Origin of the sequence: Curtobacterium sp. MCSS17_008, assembly GCF_003234185.1 — a bacterium.
GTDB lineage: Bacteria > Actinomycetota > Actinomycetes > Actinomycetales > Microbacteriaceae > Curtobacterium.
In genome coordinates, this window is the sequence record NZ_QKSM01000001.1 from 223,663 (window position 1) to 243,792 (window position 20,130).

Annotated in this window: 15 protein-coding genes and 5 tRNA genes; 9 read left to right on the forward strand and 11 right to left on the reverse strand. The window is 71.7% G+C overall.

The genetic code is table 11. The features are described 5' to 3' along the window. Position 1 precedes the first annotated feature (1 nt). From DEJ23_RS01040 to csrA, 4 genes are read left to right on the forward strand one after another with little or no spacing between them, the layout of a single operon-like run. Positions 2-1,201 carry a flagellar biosynthesis protein FlhB gene (locus tag DEJ23_RS01040; RefSeq protein WP_111238418.1) on the forward strand — a complete coding sequence of 400 codons (1,200 nt, stop codon included), beginning with the start codon at positions 2-4 and terminating at the stop codon, positions 1,199-1,201. Beyond that, complete coding sequence (locus tag DEJ23_RS01045) at positions 1,198-3,252, forward strand: flagellar biosynthesis protein FlhA (RefSeq protein WP_111238419.1); 2,055 nt, start codon at positions 1,198-1,200, stop codon at positions 3,250-3,252. The genes DEJ23_RS01040 and DEJ23_RS01045 overlap by 4 nt, the downstream gene beginning before the upstream one ends. Then, complete coding sequence (locus DEJ23_RS01050) at positions 3,227-4,192, forward strand: hypothetical protein (protein WP_111238420.1); 966 nt, start codon at positions 3,227-3,229, stop codon at positions 4,190-4,192. The genes DEJ23_RS01045 and DEJ23_RS01050 overlap by 26 nt, the downstream gene beginning before the upstream one ends. 4 nt (positions 4,193-4,196) lie before the next feature. Next, on the forward strand, positions 4,197-4,469 hold the full coding sequence (gene csrA / locus DEJ23_RS01055) for a carbon storage regulator CsrA (protein WP_111238421.1): 273 nt from the start codon (positions 4,197-4,199) through the stop codon (positions 4,467-4,469). A 166-nt stretch (positions 4,470-4,635) separates the two neighbouring features. Here csrA and DEJ23_RS01060 read toward each other — a convergent pair whose 3' ends face one another. Next, entirely contained in the window at positions 4,636-6,744 is a 2,109-nt protein-coding gene (locus tag DEJ23_RS01060; protein WP_111238422.1) for an acyl-CoA dehydrogenase, read from the reverse strand. A gap of 210 nt (positions 6,745-6,954) precedes the next feature. On the opposite strand from DEJ23_RS01060, the gene DEJ23_RS01065 reads away from it, so the two are divergent. Beyond that, positions 6,955-8,418: a peptide MFS transporter gene (locus tag DEJ23_RS01065; protein ID WP_111238423.1), complete on the forward strand. Its 1,464-nt coding sequence runs from the start codon at positions 6,955-6,957 to the stop codon at positions 8,416-8,418. A gap of 182 nt (positions 8,419-8,600) precedes the next feature. Here the strand turns inward: DEJ23_RS01065 and DEJ23_RS01070 are convergent, their stop codons facing one another. The 5 genes from DEJ23_RS01070 to DEJ23_RS01090 form a co-directional block, all read right to left on the reverse strand. After that, positions 8,601-8,891, reverse strand: coding sequence for a hypothetical protein (locus DEJ23_RS01070; RefSeq protein ID WP_258375196.1), 291 nt, complete (start codon positions 8,889-8,891; stop codon positions 8,601-8,603). 214 nt (positions 8,892-9,105) lie between these two features. After that, positions 9,106-12,477 carry an ATP-binding protein gene (locus DEJ23_RS01075; protein WP_111238424.1) on the reverse strand — a complete coding sequence of 1,124 codons (3,372 nt, stop codon included), beginning with the start codon at positions 12,475-12,477 and terminating at the stop codon, positions 9,106-9,108. Then, entirely contained in the window at positions 12,474-13,274 is an 801-nt protein-coding gene (locus DEJ23_RS01080; RefSeq protein ID WP_111238425.1) for a DUF4194 domain-containing protein, read from the reverse strand. The genes DEJ23_RS01075 and DEJ23_RS01080 overlap by 4 nt, the downstream gene beginning before the upstream one ends. Further along, the gene (locus tag DEJ23_RS01085; RefSeq protein ID WP_111238426.1) at positions 13,271-14,788 is read right to left on the reverse strand and encodes a DUF3375 domain-containing protein; all 1,518 of its coding nucleotides are present in this window, start codon (positions 14,786-14,788) and stop codon (positions 13,271-13,273) included. Before DEJ23_RS01085 ends, DEJ23_RS01080 begins: the two co-directional genes overlap by 4 nt. 87 nt (positions 14,789-14,875) lie before the next feature. After that, positions 14,876-14,948, reverse strand: a tRNA-Val gene (locus DEJ23_RS01090). Positions 14,949-15,310: 362 nt separating this feature from the next. Between DEJ23_RS01090 and DEJ23_RS01095 the strand changes: the two genes are divergently transcribed. From DEJ23_RS01095 to DEJ23_RS01105, 3 genes are all read left to right on the forward strand, one after another. Continuing rightward, positions 15,311-15,382: transfer RNA gene (locus DEJ23_RS01095), tRNA-Gly, on the forward strand. Positions 15,383-15,464: 82 nt separating this feature from the next. After that, a tRNA-Cys gene (locus tag DEJ23_RS01100) sits at positions 15,465-15,538 on the forward strand. 45 nt (positions 15,539-15,583) lie between these two features. Next, a tRNA-Val gene (locus DEJ23_RS01105) sits at positions 15,584-15,655 on the forward strand. Between the two features lie 610 nt (positions 15,656-16,265). Here the strand turns inward: DEJ23_RS01105 and DEJ23_RS01110 are convergent. Both DEJ23_RS01110 and DEJ23_RS01115 read right to left on the reverse strand, forming a co-directional pair. After that, positions 16,266-17,921: a catalase gene (locus DEJ23_RS01110; protein WP_111238427.1), complete on the reverse strand. Its 1,656-nt coding sequence runs from the start codon at positions 17,919-17,921 to the stop codon at positions 16,266-16,268. Between the two features lie 98 nt (positions 17,922-18,019). After that, positions 18,020-18,226: a hypothetical protein gene (locus DEJ23_RS01115; RefSeq protein WP_111238428.1), complete on the reverse strand. Its 207-nt coding sequence runs from the start codon at positions 18,224-18,226 to the stop codon at positions 18,020-18,022. 113 nt (positions 18,227-18,339) lie between these two features. Here DEJ23_RS01115 and DEJ23_RS01120 point away from each other — a divergent pair. Then, a tRNA-Gly gene (locus DEJ23_RS01120) sits at positions 18,340-18,411 on the forward strand. Positions 18,412-18,480: 69 nt separating this feature from the next. On the opposite strand, the gene DEJ23_RS16055 is transcribed toward DEJ23_RS01120, so the two are convergent. Genes DEJ23_RS16055 through DEJ23_RS01135 form a run of 3 tightly spaced genes read right to left on the reverse strand, consistent with a single transcriptional unit; the run spans position 18,481 to position 20,116 of the window. Further along, complete coding sequence (locus DEJ23_RS16055) at positions 18,481-18,792, reverse strand: DUF6510 family protein (RefSeq protein ID WP_375342251.1); 312 nt, start codon at positions 18,790-18,792, stop codon at positions 18,481-18,483. Then, positions 18,729-19,526 (reverse strand): ferredoxin reductase, encoded by a 798-nt coding sequence (locus tag DEJ23_RS01130; protein WP_111238430.1) that lies wholly within the window; start codon positions 19,524-19,526, stop codon positions 18,729-18,731. The genes DEJ23_RS16055 and DEJ23_RS01130 overlap by 64 nt, the downstream gene beginning before the upstream one ends. Continuing rightward, a complete protein-coding gene (locus DEJ23_RS01135) occupies positions 19,523-20,116 on the reverse strand; it encodes a molybdopterin-dependent oxidoreductase (protein ID WP_111238431.1) in 594 nt (197 codons plus the stop codon). The genes DEJ23_RS01130 and DEJ23_RS01135 overlap by 4 nt, the downstream gene beginning before the upstream one ends. Positions 20,117-20,130: the final 14 nt, after the last annotated feature.

Sequence of the window (20,130 nt, forward strand, 5' to 3'; positions counted from 1 at the left end):
CGTGTCCGACGGAGGGAGCGGCGAGCGGTCCGAGAAGGCCACACAGAAGCGCATGCAGGAGGTGCACCGCAAGGGGCAGCTCGGCCGGTCGCAGGACCTCGGCGCCTGGATCGGCATCGCCATGGCCGCGCTCGTGATGCCCGCGGCGATCGGCAGCGCCGCGGGTGCCGGGGAGCAGCAACTCCACGTCGTGCAGCGGGTCATCGCGGACCCGACGGTCCCCGCCGCACGGCAGGCCCTGACGGACGCACTCGGCTCGATCGGAGCGACCGTCGGCCCGATGCTCGCCGTCGTCGCGGTCGCCGTCGCTGCGGTGTCCGTCGCGCAGGGCGGCGTGCACTTCCGCCGGATGGCACCGCAGCCCGACCACTTCGACCCCGTCGCCGGCTTCAAGCGGGTGTTCGGCGTGCAGGCCCTGTGGAACGGCGTGAAAGCACTGCTCAAGACGGCCGTCGTCGGGCTCGTGCTCTGGTTCGCCGTGCAGTCCCTCGTGCCCGTCCTCATGACGAGCGGGTCGCTCCCGCTCTCCTCCGTGCTCGACGCGGCCCAGGAGGGAACCGGCACCCTCCTCCGCGCGGCGGTCGCCGCCGGCCTGCTGCTCGCCGCGGTCGACGTGCTCGTCGTCGTGCGCCGCAACCGCAAGCGCACCATGATGACGAAGCAGGAGGTCAAGGACGAGTCGAAGCACAGCGAGGGCGATCCGCTCGTGAAGTCCCAGCGCCGCTCCCGCCAGCTCGCGATGAGCCGCAACCGGATGATCGCCGCGATCGGGGACGCCGACGTCGTCATGACGAACCCGACCCACTACGCGGTCGCGCTCCGGTACGAGCCGGGGAAGTCCGCGCCCCGCGTGGTGGCGAAGGGCGCCGGCCCCGTCGCCGACGCGATCCGCGCGAAGGCCGAGGAGACCCGGGTTCCGATCGTCCGCGACGTCCCGCTCACCCGCGCGCTGCACGCCGCGTGCGAGCTCGGGCAGGAGGTCCCGGTCGACCTCTACACGCCGGTCGCCCGCGTGCTGTCGTTCGTCATGGCGCTCAAGGCCCGTGGCGCGGCGGCCGGCACGCACGCGGCGCCCAGCCCGACCACCCCCGCCGAGGTCGCGACCGTCCTCGACCCCACCACCCTCACCGGGGACGCCCGACCACGGCGGCTCCGGACCCCGCGCCCCACCGACCCGCCCACCGAAGGGGCACCAGCATGAACCGCAAGGACCTCCCCAAGCTCGCCGTCCCCGTCTTCATCGTCGGCATCGTCCTGCTGCTGATCCTGCCGGTGCCGTCGTTCCTGCTCGACGTGCTCATCATCTGCAACATCCTGCTGGCGCTGGTGATCCTGCTCACGACGCTGTTCGTGAAGAAGCCGCTCGACTTCTCGGTGTTCCCGTCGCTGCTCCTCGTCGCGACGCTGTTCCGCCTCGGCCTCAACGTGGCGTCGACCCGCCTGGTGCTCGGCGAGGGCTTCGCCGGCGACGTCATCCAGGCGTTCGGCCACGTCGCCGTCTCCGGGTCGATCATCATCGGCTCCGTCGTGTTCCTCATCCTGGTCGTCATCCAGTTCGTCGTGGTGACGAAGGGCGCCGAGCGCGTCGCCGAGGTCGGGGCGCGGTTCACCCTCGACGCCATGCCCGGCAAGCAGATGGCGATCGACGCCGACCTCAACGCCGGGCTCATCACCGACGCCGAGGCCAAGGAGCGCCGCGCCGCCGTCTCCGCCGAGGCCGACTTCTACGGCGCGATGGACGGTGCCTCGAAGTTCGTCAAGGGCGACGCCATCGCGGGCATCCTGATCCTCGTCATCAACCTGGTCGGCGGCGTCGCGATCGGGATGCTGCAGAACGGGTTGTCGGTCACCGACGCGCTGTCGAAGTACGGCATCCTGACGATCGGCGACGGGCTCGTGTCCCAGATCCCCGCGCTGCTCATGGCGGTCTCCACGGGCATGATCGTGACGCGGTCCGGCGCGGAGACCGAGATCGGTGCCTCCGCCACGCAGCAGCTGACGCAGTCGCGGAACGCGCTGATGATCGCGGGGGCCGCGGCCGTCGCGATGGGCTTCATCCCGGACATGCCGATCGTGCCGTTCCTGCTCATCGGCGCCGGGCTCCTGTTCGCCGGCTGGCGGCTCGCGCGGCAGGCCAAGGAGCAGGAGGCCGCCGCGGCCCAGCAGCAGGCACTCGAGGCATCGGCCACGACGGCGGACACGCCGGAGGACCTGCTCGAGCAGATGCGCGTCCACGCCCTCGAGATCCTGCTCGCCCCGGACCTGGTCGACATGGTCTCCGGCTCCTCCGACGACCTGCTCGGACGGGTCCGCGCGCTCCGACGGAAGGTCGCCGTCGACATGGGCATCGTCGTGCCGCCGGTCCGGACGCGGGACAGCATCGAGCTCCCGCCGTCGACGTACGCGATCCGCATCGCCGGTGTCGAGGCCGGTCGCGGGACGGCACCGTCCCGGAGCGTGCTGGCCCTCGGCGACCAGCTCGACGGGCTGCCCGGCGCCGTGACGGTCGAGCCGGTCTTCGGCCTGGCCGGCAAGTGGGTGCCCGCCGAGCTCCGGCACGCCGCCGAGATGACCGGCGCGACCGTCATCGATCGCGTCTCGGTGCTCGTGACCCACCTGCAGGCCGTCATCGGCGACAACGCCGCCCGGCTGCTCACGCGCGAGGACGTCAAGGTGCTCACCGAGGGGGTCAAGCAGGTCAACCCCGCCGCGGTCGAGGAACTCGTGCCCGGCATGCTGTCCCTGGCCGAGGTGCAGCGCGTGCTCCAGGGGCTGCTCGCCGAGCGTGTGCCGATCAACGACCTCGGCCGCATCTGCGAGGCACTCACGCTCCGCGCGAAGGTGTCGACGGACCCCGAGGGACTCGTCGAGGCCGCGCGTGCCGCACTGGGGCCGGCGCTGCCCGCCCGGTACGCCGAGGCCGGTACGCTCCGCGTCATCATGATCGACCCGCTGCTCGAGCAGTCGATGCTCGAGGGACTCCGGCCGTCCGAGCAGGGCACCCAGATCGTGCTCGACGCGCACCGCATCGAGCAGGTCCTCGGATCCCTGCGCGACGCCGTGCGCAGCGTCGAGGAGCAGGGCCTCTCCGCGGTGCTCGTCTGCGCCCCGCAGCTCCGGCCGGCCGTGCACCGCATGGTGTCCGCGCAGGCGAACGGCCTGCCCGTGCTGTCCTACCAGGAGGCCACCGCCGCGGGCTCCACCATCGAGACCGTGGGAGTGGTCCGTGCCGCCGACCCGATCGCTGCGTAAGGGGCCCACGCTCGAGGCGGTCCGCGATGCCGTGCGAGCCGAGTTCGGGACCGGTGCGCGCATCGTCTCCGCCGAGCGCGTGACCTCACCGGGCGTCGGCGGGTTGTTCCGCCGCGCACACGTCGAGGCGGTCGTCGAGGTGCCGGACCCCTCCGACCCCCCGACCGCCCGGGTCGCGATCGCCGACGGTCCCGTCACCCGGGTCGGCATCGCGGCGCTGCTCGCCGACGCCGAGGCGGTCGAGGCGCGGATCGCCGCTGGCGACGGCACCGCGTCGACGCGAGCCGACGCGTTCGCGTCGGTGCTGGACGGCTTCGTGGCGGACGGGATCGCGACGAGCGCTCCGCCTCCTGGCCGGCCCGTGACGGACGCGGGTCGCGTGGACGGCGGTGGGTCGCGCCTCCAGGACGAGCCGGACCGGACGGGAGGCACGGAGCCCGTGACCGGACCGGCCCCCGTCGTACCGCTGGTCACCTCGCTCCCTCCCGCACCCGTGCTGGCCGCCGCTCCCGCGGCTGCTGTCCCCGTGCTGCCGACGCCTCCCGCCGTGCGGTCGGCCGACGGCGACCTCGTGCTGCTGGTCGGACGTCCGACGGACGTGGACGCAGCCGCGGGCGTGTTCGCGGGCCGGTACGCCTTGCGGCCGACCGACGCCGCCGACCGTCGGTCGGGCATCCTCGCGCGCGCCGAGGGTGTCCGGAACGGGTACGCGTTGCTCGGGGTCGCGGCCTGGGACGACGCCGCGACGGCCGAGGGGCTCGCCGCCGACCAGGTGTGGGTCGTGGTGGACGTCGGGCGGAAGACCGAGGACGTCCGTGCCATGGTCGTCGCGGTCGCCGGACGGGTGTCCGTCGCCGGGCTGGTGGCGATCGGGGTCGGCGAGACCGCCACGCCGGAGTCGGTCCACCAGCTGGGGCTGCCGGTGGTGTCGCTAGGCTGACGGGGTGCTGGTACTCACGCGGAAGGTCGGCGAGCGGATCCTCGTCGGTGACGACGTCGTCATCACGGTGCTCGACAGCCGCGGCGACGGCGTCCGGATCGGCATCGACGCGCCGCGCGGTGTGAAGATCCAGCGTGAAGAGGTCGTGCGCGCCGTGATCGAGGCGAACGCCGAGGCCGCAGCCGCAGCGGGGACCGAGGGCACCGACGACGCCGAGGCGCGGCTGCGTGCTGCGCTCGGCCACCGCGACGGCGGGCGCGCGTCCGACCAGGGCTGACCGTCCGACCGCCGCTCGTGGTCACCGGGGTAGTCCGGACGCGGCCCACGCGGCGATGCCCCGGAGGTCGACGCCGCCGCTGCCGGGCCCGCAGGGTCTGGACCAGCAGGAACCGACCGTCACCCCCACGACGGCGACACCGCGGACACCGACCCTGCGGGGTCGGTCACGGCTTCGGCTTCTTCTCCTGCTCGGGCAGACGCCCCGCAGCCGCCTCGGCGGCGAACCACGCGGCTGCCTCCTCCTGACGGGCCTGTTCCTCCCCGAGGGCGATCGGGGCGCGGACGTGCTCCGGCGCGTACCCGAACGACTCGAGCAGCTGCGGCACGACCGGACGGATGCGCGCCACGAGCCGGTCGACGTACGCCGACACCGCTCGAGCGCGCTGCGCCGTCAGCCGCCCGTGCACCAGGTACCAGTCGAGGTGCTGCTCGAGCAGCCCGAGGGCGAACAGGTCGCGCAGCCAGACGAGCACGCGACGTGTGTCACCGGGAGCGACGGCCTCGATCGCATCCGTGAAGGCGTCCCACTGCATGAGCTCGGCGTGCGCCTTCGCGGCCTCGATGAGCTCGTGCTGGGAGCGGTTGAGCAGCCGGGCGGCGCGGGCGCGGTCCTTCCCGGCGGAGGCGAGCCGCATGCCGATCTCGGTCACCATGGTGTCGACACGGCCGGCGAGCAGGTCGCGTTGGGTGCGCGGGTCCTGCAGGTCGGTGACGCTCGCAGCGAGGGACCCGCGGTCGGCGACCGCCTGACCGAGGCGACGGAGTCCCGACGCGTCGGCGAGCTTGGTGGCCGCCTGTGCTGCGACGAACCTCGCGGTCGAGGCCGCGTCCCGCGGGGCCTTCGCGCGGAAGTCCGTGAGCAGGCGCTTGCCGACGAGCTGCAGTAGGATCGTGTTGTCGCCCTCGAACGTCACGTAGACGTCGAGGTCGGCGCGCAGACCGGTGAGCCGGTTCTCGGCGAGGAAGCCCGCGCCGCCGCAGGCCTCACGACACTCCTGCAGTGTGTCGAGCGCCGACCACGTCGAGAGGGACTTGAACGCCGCCGCCTGCGTCTCGAGGTCCTCACGCCGCTGCGGGGTGTCCTCGCGGCCGCTGAAGACGTCGTCGAACGTCTGCAGGAGCTTCTCGTGCGCGAAGGACTGCGCGAAGACGGTGGCGAGCCGGGGGACGAGCCGCCGCTGGTGCCGCCCGTAGTCGAGGAGCACGCCCTCGTCACCGCCGCCGGTCGGGAACTGTCGACGCTCCATCGCGTACGTGAGCGCGATCTGCAGACCGATCTTCTGCGCGACGACCGCGGCACCGTCGAGCGAGACACGGCCCTGGACGAGGGTGCCCAGCATGGTGAAGAAGCGGCGCCCCGGCGAGGCGATCGGCGAGCTGTAGGTACCGTCCTCGGCGACGTCGCCGTACCGGTTCAGCAGGTTCGTCCGGGGCACCCGGACGTGGTCGAACCACAGCCGGCCGTTGTCGATGCCGTTCAGGCCGCCCTTGACCCCGTCGTCCTCACCGCCGACACCGGGCAGGAACGCGCCGTCCTCGTCCCGGAGCGGGACGTAGAACGCGTGCACACCGTGGTCGACGCCCGCGGTGACGAGCTTGGCGAAGACCACGGCGGCCTTGCCGTGCAGCGCGGCGTTGCCGATGTAGTCCTTCCACGCACCGCGGAACGGCGTGTGGACGACGAACTCCTGCGTGCTCGGGTCGTACGTCGCGGTGGTCGCGATGCTCTGCACGTCCGAACCGTGTCCGGTCTCGGTCATCGCGAAGCAGCCCGGCACGTCGAACCGGATGATCCCGGGCAGGAACTCGCGGTGGTTGCGCTCGGTACCGAGGTGGTGCACGGCGGAGCCGAACAGGCCCCACTGCACGCCCGCCTTGATCTGCAGCGACGGGTCGGCGGTCGTCAGTTCCTCGAACGCTGCGAGGTTGCCGCCGTGGTTCTCCTGCCCGCCGAACTCGGTGGGGTAGGGACGCTGGATCGCTCCGGCGTCGACGAGCACCCGGAGCTGCTCCATGGCACGGGCACGGTGTTCCGCGATCGGCTGGCCTTCGATCTTGTGCAGGCCGGGGTCGAGCGTCAGCCGCCGCGAGATCCGACGGTCCTCGGCCCACCGGCCGAGCAGGAGTTCGCCGAGCAGCGTGGTGTCGATGCGGACGTCGGTGTCCGTCGACCCGACCGGCGTGCCCGCTGCCGGGTCGCCCGTGGCGTCGGCGTTCGGGGCCTCGGGGACGCCGTCCGTCGAGGTGGGGCGTGCGGGAGCGGTGTCGACCATGGGGGAGCCCTCCTGAACTGCTCTGTCCGTGTTGCAGTACACACGCTAGGCACTCCGGCCGAGTGTTGGTCGAACGCCGTGCGGACGGACAAGAGTCGGAGGCCGACTCCGACGGCCTGTCGTGGGAACCCTCCAAGACCCGCCGGGCGGGCTTTGTACGCAGTGCGCCTCGATTCGGACGTGCGGGGTGGACCGGGGCACAGTGGACGGATGTCTCGCACCACCCCACCGAGCGCTCCTGCGCAGCAACGCACCTTCTTCGGGCAGCCGTTCGAGCTGTCCACACCGTTCGCGGTGGAGCTCTGGGAGCGGTTCTCGTTCTACGGGATGCAGGGCATCGTCCTCATCTACATGTACTACACCGTCACGCGCGGCGGCCTCGGCATCGACGAGGGGATCGCGAACGGCATCATGGGCGCGTACGGCGGCGCCGTGTACCTGTTCACGATCATCGGCGCGTGGGTGGCGGACCGGCTCATCGGTGCCGACCGCACCCTGTTCGGCAGTGCGGTCGTCGTGATGCTCGGGCACATCGGACTCGCGCTCATCCCGGGTGTGCCAGGGGTCGGGGTGGGCCTGGTGCTCATCGCGCTCGGCTCCGGCGGCCTCAAGGCGACCGCGACGACCATCGTCGGCGGGCTGTACAGCCGCGACGACCCGCGGCGCGACGCCGGCTTCTCCCTCTACTACCTCGGCGTGAACCTCGGCGCCTTCTTCGGCCCGCTGCTCACCGGTCTGCTGCAGTCCACCCTCGGCTTCCACTACGGCTTCGGTCTCGCCGCCGTCGGCATGGCCGCCGGTCTCGTGCAGTACGGCATCCGGCGCCGGAAGCTCCCGGAGTCGGTGCGCCACGTCACGAACCCGGTCGACCGCCGTCGTCTGCCGCTCGTGGCCGGTCTGGTCGTCGTGGCCCTCGTGGTGGTCGTCGTCGCCGTCCTCACCGGGCTGCTCACGGTCGCCAACCTGCCGACCGTCGTCGTGGTGATCGTCGTCGTGGCGACCATCGCCTACTTCGTGGTGATCCTCACCAGCGGCATCACCGCCGAGGAGCGCTCGCGCGTTTTCGCGTTCATCCCGCTGTTCATCGCGAGCGCCGTGTTCTGGTCGCTCTACCAGCAGCAGTTCACCGTCGTCACGCAGTACTCGGACCAGCGCCTCGACCGTTCGCTCGGCGGCTGGGAGATGCCGGTGTCGTGGGTGCAGTCGATCAACCCGGTGTTCATCATCGTGCTGTCCGGGGTGGCCGCGGCGATCTGGACCAAGCTCGGTGACCGCCAGCCGTCCACGCCGACGAAGTTCGCGCTCGGGACCGGCATCATGGGCATCGCGTTCCTGCTCTTCCTGCCCTTCGCCGGCACCGGTGAGAACGGCACGCCGCTCCTGGCCCTCGTGGCGATCCTGCTCGTCTTCACGATCGCCGAGCTCCTGCTCTCCCCGGTGGGGCAGTCCGTCGCGACGAAGCTCGCTCCGCCCAGGTTCCAGACGCAGATGGTCGCGCTGTTCTTCCTGTCGGTGTCGCTCGGCACCGCGGCCACCGGCGTGCTCTCGCGCTACTACGACCCGACGGACGAGGTGCCGTACTTCACCGTGCTCGGGCTGGTCGCCGTCGCGGTCGGTGTGGTGCTGCTGGTCTGCGCGAAGCCGGTGCTCCGGCTCATGCGCGGCATCCGGTAGCGGATCGCCGCATCCGGTAGCCTGGGTTCGGCCAGGACGGCCACTGCCACACCGGCCCCGCAGACCAAGGAGTCACCAATGCTCGAACTCATCGCAGGCGTCATCATCGGCATCGGCGTGCTCGGGGGTGTGGGCCTCTGCATGGCGGTCGCCGCCATGCTGAAGAGCGTCAACGAGGACTACTAGACCTCGTCCGCAGCGGCCGGCTCGACCGGCACCAACTGACGACCCAGGACGGTCGCGCGCTCGAAGGGGCCGCGGCCGTCCTGCGTGTACACGGGCTCGTCGAAGGCCACCGTCCACGTGCGCTGCGTGCCACCGAGCTGGACGCCGCCGGCCGCGACGATCACGCCGATCGGTTCGCCCTGCCACCGCTCGCCGCCCCGGTCGGTGTCGACCACCTGCACCAGGGCACCGATGCCGAGCCCGCCGGAGTCGTCGGGGCGGGGGCCGGGGGAGCGTCGTCCGAACACCCGCCCACCGTACCGGGCCCGGGCCCGAGGCACGGGACGGGCCGCCGCGCCAGCGTGTTCAGGTCGCACGACTCGCCGTAGCCGGACCTCCTGGTCGCACGACTCGCCGCCTTCGCTGGAGGTGAGCGGCGAGTCGTGCGACCGGACCGGGCCGAGCCGAGCCGGGCCGGCCGAGCCGACCGGGCCGGGCCGGGCCGGGCCGGGCCAGCCGGGCTCAGCCGCGCGCGATCTCCGTGATGGACGAGTGGCCCGTCTCCGGGTGCTTGCGCATCGACAGCAGGCGCTCCATCGACGGCTCGAGCGCGGTGACCTTGTCCAGCGGCGCACTCACCACGAGCTGGAACCCGAGTCGGAGCCACGCCGTCACGGCACGCCCCGCGAACTCCGAGTCCGCCTTGATGAACGCCTCGTCGAGGAACACCGGCGCGAACCGGGGCCGCGGCCGGGTCTCGTCGCCGAGCTGGTAGCGCAGCGCGGCACCCACGATGAAGGCCACGAGCTCCTGCGTCTCGCCGCCGGACTTGTCACCGAGCGACGAGTACACGCCGAGGTCGTTGCCGTCGGTGTCGTACCGCACGGCGGTGATCTCCATGTGCCGACGGACGTCGAGCACGGCGTCGCGCTGCGTCGTCCGTCCCCGGGGAGCGGCGGGGTCGGGGCGGATCACCGCCATGAACCGCCGGAGGCGCCGGAAGCGTGTCTCGAGCACGTCGTCGGTGAGCTCGGTGTCGACCGATGCCGACAGCGCGCGGAGCTCACGCCGGAAGGCCGTGACGTCCTCGCGGGTGACCCGGCGGATCTGGATCTTCAGCCGGTCCCGGTTCGCGCCGAACGGCAGCTCGCGCAGGATCTCGTTGACGGGCTCGAGCCGCTCCTCGATCTCGACGACGGCGCGGTCGAAGGCCCCGGCGAGGGGGACGAGGTCCTCGCCGCTCCACTGCGACAGTCGGCGGCGCCACTCGCTCCGCCGGGCGTGCAGCCCCGTCGCCACGATCTGGTCGAGGATGGCGTGGTAGTCCGGGTACGACGCGACACCGGTCCCGAGGTTCGGGTCGGGCCAGGCGTCCTGGTACCGCTGGAAGGTCAGCGTCAGCGCGGTCGAGGCCGCCGCGGCCCCGTCGAGGGCCTGAGCGAGCCGCTCCTCGAGCCGCCGGCGCAGACGCCTGGTCGCATCGTCGAAGCCGTCGATGCCGTCCGGGGCGCCGACCTCCTCGAACGCCTCTGCGAGCAGGCGGTCCTGCTCCTCGTCGGGGACGAGCGCCGGGCTGTCGGCAAAGCGCTCGAGGATCTCGGCCGCCGCGTCCTGCCCGTCGACGAGCACCGCGTGGCGCTCCTCGAGCCGGGTGACGCTGAGGCGTGCCGCAGCACGGCGGTCGGCGGCCTCGTCGAGCGACCGACGCAGGCGGGCGACCGACTCACGGAGTGTCCGGAGGCCGTCGTCGGCGGCGAGCAAGGCCTGGCGTTCGGCGTCGAGCCGGGCGAGCGACTCGTCGACACCGGCGACGTCGATGCGGTCCCAGGTCGTGTCCACCACGTGCTGGTGCGCGGCACGCAGGGCGTCGAGGGATGCGATGTCCTGCGCCACGTCGGTGCGCCGCGCCTCGAGGGTCGCGAGGTCCTGTGCGATCGCCGCGAGCTCCAGCTCGACGGACGCCATGCGGGCCTCGTTCGTGAAGCCGATGACGTTCGACTGGCGCCGGTCGCCGTGTGCGCCGCGACGTCCGTCGCGGAGCTGGCCGGACAGGGTCACGCGACGTCCACCCCCGCCGAGCTCCCCGGCGGACGTGACGCACCGGGCGTCGATCCGGTCCGATTCGATCCGTTCGCGCACCCAGGTGCTGAACGGCGAGTCCTTGATCGCCAGCTTGCCGGACACCATCGCCGGGTCGCCGTCGAGGTCGAGGTGCGGGCCGGTCGGCACCCCCTCGAACTGCACGCGGACCGGCAGCTGCAGCGAGTCGATCGCCTCGCTGAACGCCGAGAGCTGGTCCTCGTCGACGAGCAGCGTGCGCGCGACCGGCGCCAGCACCGACTCGATCGCGGTGCGCCACTGTTCCTCGGCGGGCAGCACGTCCAGCAGCTCGGCGACGAACGGGAGCGAGTCCGGCGAGACACCGGCCGCCCGGGCCATCGCCAGCCGTGCCTCGTGCATCGGCAGCGGCATGGCCCCCTGCCGGTGCTCGAGCGACCGACGCTCCTGGCGCAGGGTCCGCTCGCGGTCGAGGAGTGGGTACTCCTCGCGCGTCAGGGCGTCACGGCGGTCGTCGAGGTCGGACCGCGCCGTCGTGTACCCGCCGAGGAACTCGTGGGAGGCCCGCTGCGCGGCGGCGAACGCGGACTCGGACGTCAGCGTCGCGGACAGCCCGAGCGGACTGGTCCGCTCGTCGAAGGTGTCCCGGGCCCGCGCCACCGCGTCGCGCTCCCGCGTGCGCCGGTCGATGCGGTCCTCGAGTTGGGCGAGCGCGTTGCCGCCCTGGTCGCGGAGCCGGGCCTCGGCCTCCCGCAGCTCGATCTCGACCGCGGCGTGCCGTGCCTCGGTCGCGGCGACGTCGGCTCGTGCAGCCGTCCGCTCGCGCCCGTTCCGCTCGACCTCGGCGTCGAGCAGCGCCCGCTTCCGTGATGCCGTCCAGTGCGCGAACGGCGACACCTCGGCGCCGGTGGCGATGCCGTCCAGCGCGTCCGCGGCGGCCCTCGACCGGGCGATCTCGTCGTGGAGCTCGACGATGGGGGAGAGGATCCGGACCTTCCGCTCCTCGGTGTCCATCGCCTCGTACGCCTCGTCAAGGGCGGAGAAGTGCGCGAGTGCCCGGTCGGCGGCCTCGTAGGTGCCGGGCGTCTCGAGCACGAGCGACTTGTAGAGCGCGTCGACCGTCGGCAGGTGCTGCCCGGCCTGGATCCGCGCGAGCAGCCGCATCGCGCGGTTGCCGCCGCCGGAGTCGCCGATGCCGAGACGCGTCTGCAGCGTGTAGGCGAGCTCCTGGTACGTGTCGCGCACGACGAGCCCGGGCACGCGGCCCGTCAGCTCGAGGTGGTGGAACCGCGACGGCACGAACTCCTCGAGGCGGCGCAGGTCGAAGGTGTCGTCGACCGTCGCCATGGTCATCTGGATGTCGCCGACGCCCCGTGCCCGCTTCGGCACGATGTACGCGCGGAGGACCGTGAAACGCCGCTCGTCGTCGTTCCGGAACGTCACCGCGACGGCGCCCCAGGTCGTCTGGTCCTCGCCGCGCAGGTTGACGTCGCGCAGGGCGCCGGTCTCCGGGTCGCGGCGGGTGTCGACCTTGCCGCGCAGATACGTGAGGAGGTTCCGCTGGTCCGCGCTCCGGGCACGCCCGGTCGTCGCGTCGTTCGATGCGCCGTTGAAGGGCACGTCGGACGGCATCATGACCGCCAGGTAGGCGTCCATGAGCGTCGACTTGCCCGTCCCCGACGCGCCGGAGATGAGGGTTGCGGTGCCGGACAGCTCGACGTGCCGGTGGCCGTGGAAACCGCCCCAGTTGACGACCTGCATCGACTCCGCGCGCCACTGCGCGACGGTGTCGAAGAGGGCGGGGATGACGGAGTCGTCGATTGCGGTGTCGGTCATGCGTCCGGCTCGCCTTCGTCGTCGGTGTCGGTGTCGGCCGGGAGGCCCACTGCGGCTCCGTCGATCGGCGCATCGCCGTCGTCGATCGCCTGTCCGCGGTCCGCCCCTTCCCCGCCGGCGGCGGAGCGCAGCCACCGGTCGAGGTCGCGGAGCTGCTCGAGGGGGAGCAGCACCTCGACGACGCTGGCGACGCGGAAGCGGTCCGGGTCGGTCGTGCGGATCAGGATGCGCGCCGTGACGAGCCGGTCGACGGCCTTCCCCACCCGCGACTCGTCGCGGGTGCGGTCGGTCGTCGCCGGCAGGAACCCGGACACGTGCCCGAGGATCTCCGACCGGTCGACGACGACCTGGTCGAGCCCGGGCCGCGCGTCGGCGCGCAGGCGCATCCGCAGGTAGACGAGGACGATCGTCTCCTCGCGGGTGTACGGCACGTCGCGGAGCAGCGTCGGGAAGGACCGTCGCTGGCTCTCCGAACGGGCCTGACGCTTCCAGGCGACCTCGCGGTCGCGGTCGACGTGCAGTTCGAGGAACAGGTCGTTGAGGCGGGAGCGGAGCTGGTGCTCGCCGTCCGTGATCGCACGCCACTCGTCCGCGTGGGTGCGCGCGCTCACGTAGGTGTGACGGAGCAGTGCGACCAGGGCACGCCGCTGCGGTTCGTCCAGGCGGCCCTCGTCGCCCTCGAAGAGGGCGAAGCTCGTCTCGTCGCGCTCGTCGACCCCGTGTTCGTCGTCCCCGTGCAGCGGGTCGAGGGTGTCGCCGTCCGTCTCGTCGACGGGAGCCGTCGTCGTGTCGCTCACCGTGCCTCCAGGCCGTTGTCGTCGTCGTGCTGGTCGTCCGCCCGGACGCCTGTCAGGGACGCCGTCGGCATGTAGAGGGTGACCGTCTCACCGTCAGGGCGCACCGTGCGGTGCGGCACCACGTGCGCGGCGGTCTCGAAGTCGTCGTTCCCGGTGAGCAGGTGCGCGAGGCCGAACAGCTCCACCGGCCGACGTTGCTCGGGCGGCAGGGCGTGGAAGGCGGACGCGCTGTCCGTGGCGCGACCGAGCGCACTGCGGAGTTCGGCGAGCAGCGGACCGCCGTGCCGACGGAGTGACTCGACGTCGAGCTCCTCGAAGACGTCGTCGTCGGGTTCCTCGATGGGCGGCGGGACCGCCTCGTTGTCCGGGTCGTAGAAGCGCTCGCGCAGCGTCCCCACCTCTGCGGTGGCGGGCAGCAGGCCGAGCGGGACGCGGTCACGCGCCGCGCCGGAGTCGATCCAGGCCGCCAGACCCCGGTTCACCGAGCGGAGGACGGCGTCGAGTTCACGGTCACGCACCACGTCGTGCGCGACGATCTGGTCGCGGAGCGTCGCCGTGAGCTGGCGACGCTGGGCGAGGACGTCCTCGATGCCCTGGCGCAGGATGCTCACCGTGTTGCGGAACGCTCTGCGCTCGCCCGCCCCGAGGGCCGCGGCGAACGGGTGGGCGAGGATCGTGGCGATGTCGTCGCGCAGCCGGAGCAGCAGGGCGTCGTCACGCAGCAGTTCGAACGCGCCCTCGAACGCACGGCCCTCGGGCGTCGCCTGCATGAGGTTGTCCGTGCGCGCCAGGTAGTCGTCGAGGATCTCACCGATCGGGCGGACCTCCTGCCGGAAGTCCTCGACGATCGAGCGGTGCATCGTGGCGACCGCTTCCTCGACGCGCTTGAAGTCGCTCGGGAGCTGCCGGATGAGGTCGGAGATGTTCGTGTAGCCGTCACGCATCCGGGCGTCGTCGACCGTCTCGACCACGTCACCGCGGAGCAGCCGGTCACGCTCGGCCTGGAGCTCAGCGATCTGTGCGTCGAGACGACGGACCTGCACGTCCGGGTCCGGCTCGGCTCGCGCTGCCCAGCGGTGGACGGCGTCGACGATCATCGCCAGGCGGCTCTCGCTGATGAGGGCGCGGTCGGCGCTCAGGGCGTCCACCAGGCTCAGGGCCTCGAGCGCGTGGCTCGTCAGGGAGTACTGCTCGTCACCGTCGGGGGAGTTGGACCGGACGAGCCACTGCGCGGCCACCCAGTCTCGGCAGAGGGCGCGGCCGTTCGGGCGCACGTCGGCCTCGCCCTCGCCCTGGTCGCTCGCCGGCACCCGGGCGCCGGTCGCCTGCAGACGGGCGACGTGCTCCTCGACCTGCAGGTGCATGCGGTCGGCGGGGACGTACTGCACGTCACGGTCGAACACCGTGCGGAACACCGCGATGACGGCGGCGCTCGTCGGGCGGGACATGAGCCGGAGGGTCGGGCGGTCGAGGACCGCGCGCACGCGGGAGAACTCGAGGTCGACGTCGGTCATGCGTCCTTCCAGCCGGTCGTCCAGGGAAACGAAAAGCCCGGCGCGGTTGGCGCCGGGCTTCTCGGTGCCGGTGGTGGCCGGCGGGGGTGGGCGATACCAGACTCGAACTGATGACCTCTTCGGTGTGAACGAAGCGCGCTACCAACTGCGCCAATCGCCCCCTGCACTTGCGTGCCAGTCGATAGTAGCGGACGTTCGGCAGTGCGCCGAACACGAAGTGCCGCCCGGGTGTGGCGCGGGGGCGCGACGGGTACGCCGTGTCGTCCGCCGTGTCGGAACGGGCGTGCCTGGTGGAACCGGGTGTACCTGGTCGATCTGTCGAGTCAGGTATGCCCGGAAGCACCAGGCATCGCAGCCGCAATGGGAAGGATCGGGCGCTCGGGATACCCATGGATCCGCATGAACACGGGGGACACGCCCGGTGAACGGGTATGATTTTGGTGGATGCCGCTCGGTTCGTATAGAGTTCTTCTCGTCGCCGCGACAGCGGAGAGACAGAAGCGGCCTCCGGGTCGCCGAAATGCGGATGTGGCGCAGCGGTAGCGCATCACCTTGCCAAGGTGAGGGTCGCGAGTTCGAATCTCGTCATCCGCTCGAGTGTGGGAGTCTCCGGACGTCCACGACTCACCAGAGGGTATCCCACCGTTCGGGTACTCACGGAGACGTGAACCTCGATGGTGGGGTGGCCGAGAGGCTAGGCAGCGGCCTGCAAAGCCGTCCACGCGGGTTCGAATCCCGTCCCCACCTCCAGCAACACCCTCCAAGATCCTGCAGGACTCCGGTCAGCAGATCTCTGGGCGATTGGCGCAGCGGTAGCGCGCTTCCCTGACACGGAAGAGGTCACTGGTTCGATCCCAGTATCGCCCACAGCAGGAAACCCCCGGGAAACCGGGGGTTTTCGTGTACCCGGGTGCTGCTCCAGCTGCAAGCCAGGGCGCTGGGCACGGTTCCGGCACGCTCTGCCGTCCCGCCGCGTCGGCGTCCTGTTGTCCCTCGAGACCTGCCCTTCGAGCAGCGCCACGCTGCATCGCGTCGGACCGCTCCCACCGATCGGTTGCGCGACGCGTCGAGACCGGGCTCCAGCGCGTCGTCGCCGTGGCGTTCGAGTCTGACCTCACGCCGCACCATCGCTGCGACGCACCGGGACCGACGCGCCTCCCGGCTGGTCGCGCGCGTCGGCTTCACTGCCGCTTCAGCGCCCCGATGCTCGCTGGTGGACATCAGTCATGGGCCATCATCTGCATGACCATGTCGTTCGCGGTAATCGTCTCCGCGTCCTCGTTCGCGGCGGTGGCGAACACTCGGCCCGACGAGCAGCCTCGTGTGCACCAGTCCGGGCGGGAACAAGGAGCGCCGACGGGTCCAGCGTGCTCACGCACACCTGCAGACGCGCTGCGTCCGCCGGACGCGCACCGCGACGGACGGGAGGCGCGGCACCGTCCGGCACCGCGCCTCCCGTCCGCCCCGCGGTCGCGTCTCAGACGCGCACGGCACGCTCGTCGGGCACGCAGTGGGTCATCATGAGACCGTCGACGTCGCGGCGACCGTTGTGCCCCAGGTTCGCCAAGCGGTCGAGCTCGTCGTCGCTGAGGGTCTGCGACTGCAGCGGCGGCAGGTCCTTCACCTCGTCGAGCGTGATCCCGAGGCCCTCGCCGACGCGCTGACCGAGGTCGTCCTCGACCATGTAGAAGTGCCAGAGCATGCGCTCCTGCACGGGGCGTGCAGCCTGCGAGATGAGGTCCACGAAGTTCGCGACCAGGTCGTCGCGCTCCCAGTCCTCCAACAGCAGGTAGCGCTGGCCCGCCTGGGTGTAGTCGTTCGTCCGGGGGATGCGCTTGCGCGTGAGTCGACCGACGATCTCCGGCCCCTGGTCGTCGTGCGTCGGGTACTCGGCCTCGCGCAGGCCGCCCGTGATCGACGGCTCGTAGTTGACGTGGGGGTTCTCGCCGCCGTGGTCCTGGTGGTACGCCATCTGTCCGTCGCGCTGGTTGGTGGCGACGTCCGCGTTCTTCGGCGCGTTGACGGGCAGCTGCAGGTAGTTCGGGCCGACGCGGTACCGCTGCGTGTCCGAGTACGAGAACGTCCGGCCGACGAGCATCTTGTCGTCCGAGAAGTCGAGGCCGTCGACCAGGACGCCCGTGCCGAAGGAGATCTGCTCGTTCTCGGCGAAGTGGTTCGTGACGTTCCGGTCCAGCACCATCTTGCCGACGGGCTTCGGCGGGAACTCGTTCTCGGGCCAGACCTTCGTGTCGTCGAGCGGGTCGAAGTCGAGCTCCGGGTGGTCGTGGTCGTCCATGAGCTGCACGCGGAGCTCCCACTCGGGGTACTCGCCGCGCTCGATCGCCTCGTAGAGGTCCTTCGACGCGTGCCCGAGGTCGCCGGCCTGCACCGCGGCGGCGTCGGCCTCGGTCATCGAGCTCACGCCGACGGACGGGATCCAGTGGTACTTGACGAGCTTCGTGTCGCCGTCGGCGTTCACCCACTTGTAGGTGTTCACGCCGAAGCCCTGCTGCGTGCGGTAGTTCGCCGGGATCCCGCGGGGGCTGAACAGGTTGACGAGCATGTGCATCGACTCGGGCGTCTGCGACATGAAGTCGAAGATGCGCGCCGGCTCCTGCCGGAAGGTGACGGGGTCGGGCTTGAGCGAGTGGATGACGTCCGGGAACTTGATGGCGTCGCGGATGAAGAAGACGCCGAGGTTGTTGCCGACGAGGTCCCAGTTGCCGTCCTCGGTGTAGAACTTCACCGCGAACCCGCGGGGGTCGCGGGCGGCCTCCGACGAGTCGCGGCCGCCGATGACGGTCGAGAACCGGATCGCCACGTCGGTGCGCTTCCCGGCCTCCTGGAAGAGCTTCGCGCGGGTGTACTGCGCGATCGGCTCGTCGCCCCACGTGCCCGTCGCCTCGAAGTACCCGAAGGCGACGGCCCCGCGAGCGTGCACGACCCGCTCGGGGATCCGTTCCCGGTCGAAGTGGCTGATCTTCTCGAGGAACTGGTAGTTCTCGAGCGTGGCGGGCCCACGTGCACCGACGGTGCGCTGGTTCTGGTTGTCGTAGACCGGGTGGCCCTGTCGGTTGGTCAGGACCTTGCGGTCGTCGCCCTCGGCGGGCGGCTGGCTGGAGACGTCGGTCATGCGCGTCGTCCTCTCTGCGTTGGGGTCGCGTGCACGTCCGAGTCTGCTCGGGTCCAGGTGCACGCGTCCTCGGCAGCGCCGACCGGGGCCACCGCGGATCAGACCGGGCGGTAGACGGCGATCGGGGGAGCGGACGGGTCGCCGTCGTCGTGCGCGTCTCCCGTCGCCAACCAGGTGCGGCCCTCGTGCTCGATCGTCGTCGGGAGGTTCCCGTGGACGAGGATCCGCACCGCCGGGGAGTCGCCGTCGACGAGGTCGACCCCGTGGGCCTCGGTACCGCCTGGGTTGTCGTGCACGTAGCTCATGCTCCGAGTGAACCCGGTCGGGCTGGGAAGTCGGGCCTGCGCGGACCGCGACGCGCCCGGCGGTGCGGAGGATCCCGGTTGCAGGGCGGTGGCGGGGTAGAGTGTCGGTGTACGCGGATGTGGCGCAGCGGTAGCGCATCACCTTGCCAAGGTGAGGGTCGCGAGTTCGAATCTCGTCATCCGCTCGGAACACGAAGGCCCTGGTCGGTGACCAGGGCCTTCGTCGTGTCCCGCCGCAGCGGGAGGTCGATCGGTCAGACGACCGCCACGTTCCGAGCGCCCGGGAGCGACACCGCCCGCCCGGACGGCGTCTCGACGACCGTCAGGAGCACCGTGTCGCAGTCACGACACCGTGCGACCGATCCCATCGCCGAGCGGTGGACACGCGTGCGTCCGAGGAGCCCAGCGCCTCCGCAGCCCGTGCACCGCAGGCGGGCCGTCGTCGGCTCCGCGCCGAGCACGCCGTCGAGGAGACCGGCCAGGGCGTTCCCGTCGACCACCATCACGCACCGCCGAAGCGTTCGGCCCGGACGTCCGAGACGTCGTGGCCCAGCTCCCCGAGCCATCGCAGCACCTGCTCGACGAACGGCGTCGACCCGCACACGTACACCAGCGCCCCGTCGGCCGGCGGCAGGACCGCCTGCTCGAGTGCGGCCCTCGTGAGCCGACCGACGGGCGCGTCCGAACCCTCGGGAGCCCGTCGGCTGTAGACGTGGGTCACCTCGAGGGGAGCGTGTGCCCTGAGGGCCCCGTCGAGTTCCTCACGGAAGAAGACGTCGTCGGGGGTGCGCGTGGCGTACAGCAGGCGGAACGGCGCCGGGTCGTCTGCCTCGGCGTGGGCCGTCACCATCGGCAGCAGCGGGACGATGCCAGAGCCCCCGGCGATCAACTGCACCGGACGCTCCGACCGCCCCGGGTGCCACACGAACCACCCGCCGAGCGGGCCGTGCACGTCGAGGGCGTCTCCGACCTCGATCGCGTCGACGAGGAACGGCGAGACCTCGCCACCCTCGACCCGGTCGACGGCGAGCGTCACCTGCGTGCCCTCCCCGGCGGAGGCGATCGAGTAGGAGCGCGACGCCTGGTAGCCGTCCTCGGCGGTCAACCGCAGGTCCAGGTGCTGTCCGGGGTCGTTGCCGGGCCAGGTCGGTACGTCGAGGACGATGCGACGCGCGTCCGGCGTCTCCTGTGCGACGGACGCGACCGTCGCCGGGTGCCAGGCGGGGCGGCGGCGGACGGGGGCCGACGTGCGCGGCGCCATCCGTGCCTCCAGACCGTCGACCGAGGAGGGAGCGCTCACCAGTACCGTTCTTCCTTCCACGGGTCCCCGTGCATGTTGTAGCCGGCGTTCTCCCAGAACCCGGGCTCGTCGTCGGACTGCATGACGATGCCGCGGACCCACTTCGCGCTCTTCCAGAAGTACAGGTGCGGGACGAGCAGCCGCGCCGGTCCGCCGTGCTCGGGGGTGAGGGGTTCTCCGTCCGCCTCGAAGGCGATCCAGGACCGCCCGCCGAGGAGCTCGTCGAGCGGCACGTTGGTGGTGTAGCCGCCGAAGCTGTGCACCATGCAGAAGTCGAGGGACGTCTCGACGTCCTCGAACAGGCGGTCGAGGGGCACGCCGCGCCACGGCATGTCGAGCTTCGTCCAGTGGGTGACGCAGTGGATGTCGACGGTGACGTCCTCGACCCCGAGCGCGTGCACCTCGTCCCAGGTCCAGGTGTGCAGGCCCGCCTCGGTGCGGATCGAGAAGCTCCAGTCGGCCGGCTCGATCTCCGGCGTCGCACCGGCGGACAGCACGGGCCAGTCCCGAACGAGTGTCTGCCCCGGCGGGATGCGGGGGTCGTCGCGGTCGTCACGGCGGCCGCCGAACCCTCGGGTGAACGTCGCCATCGGTGCTCCTCGTC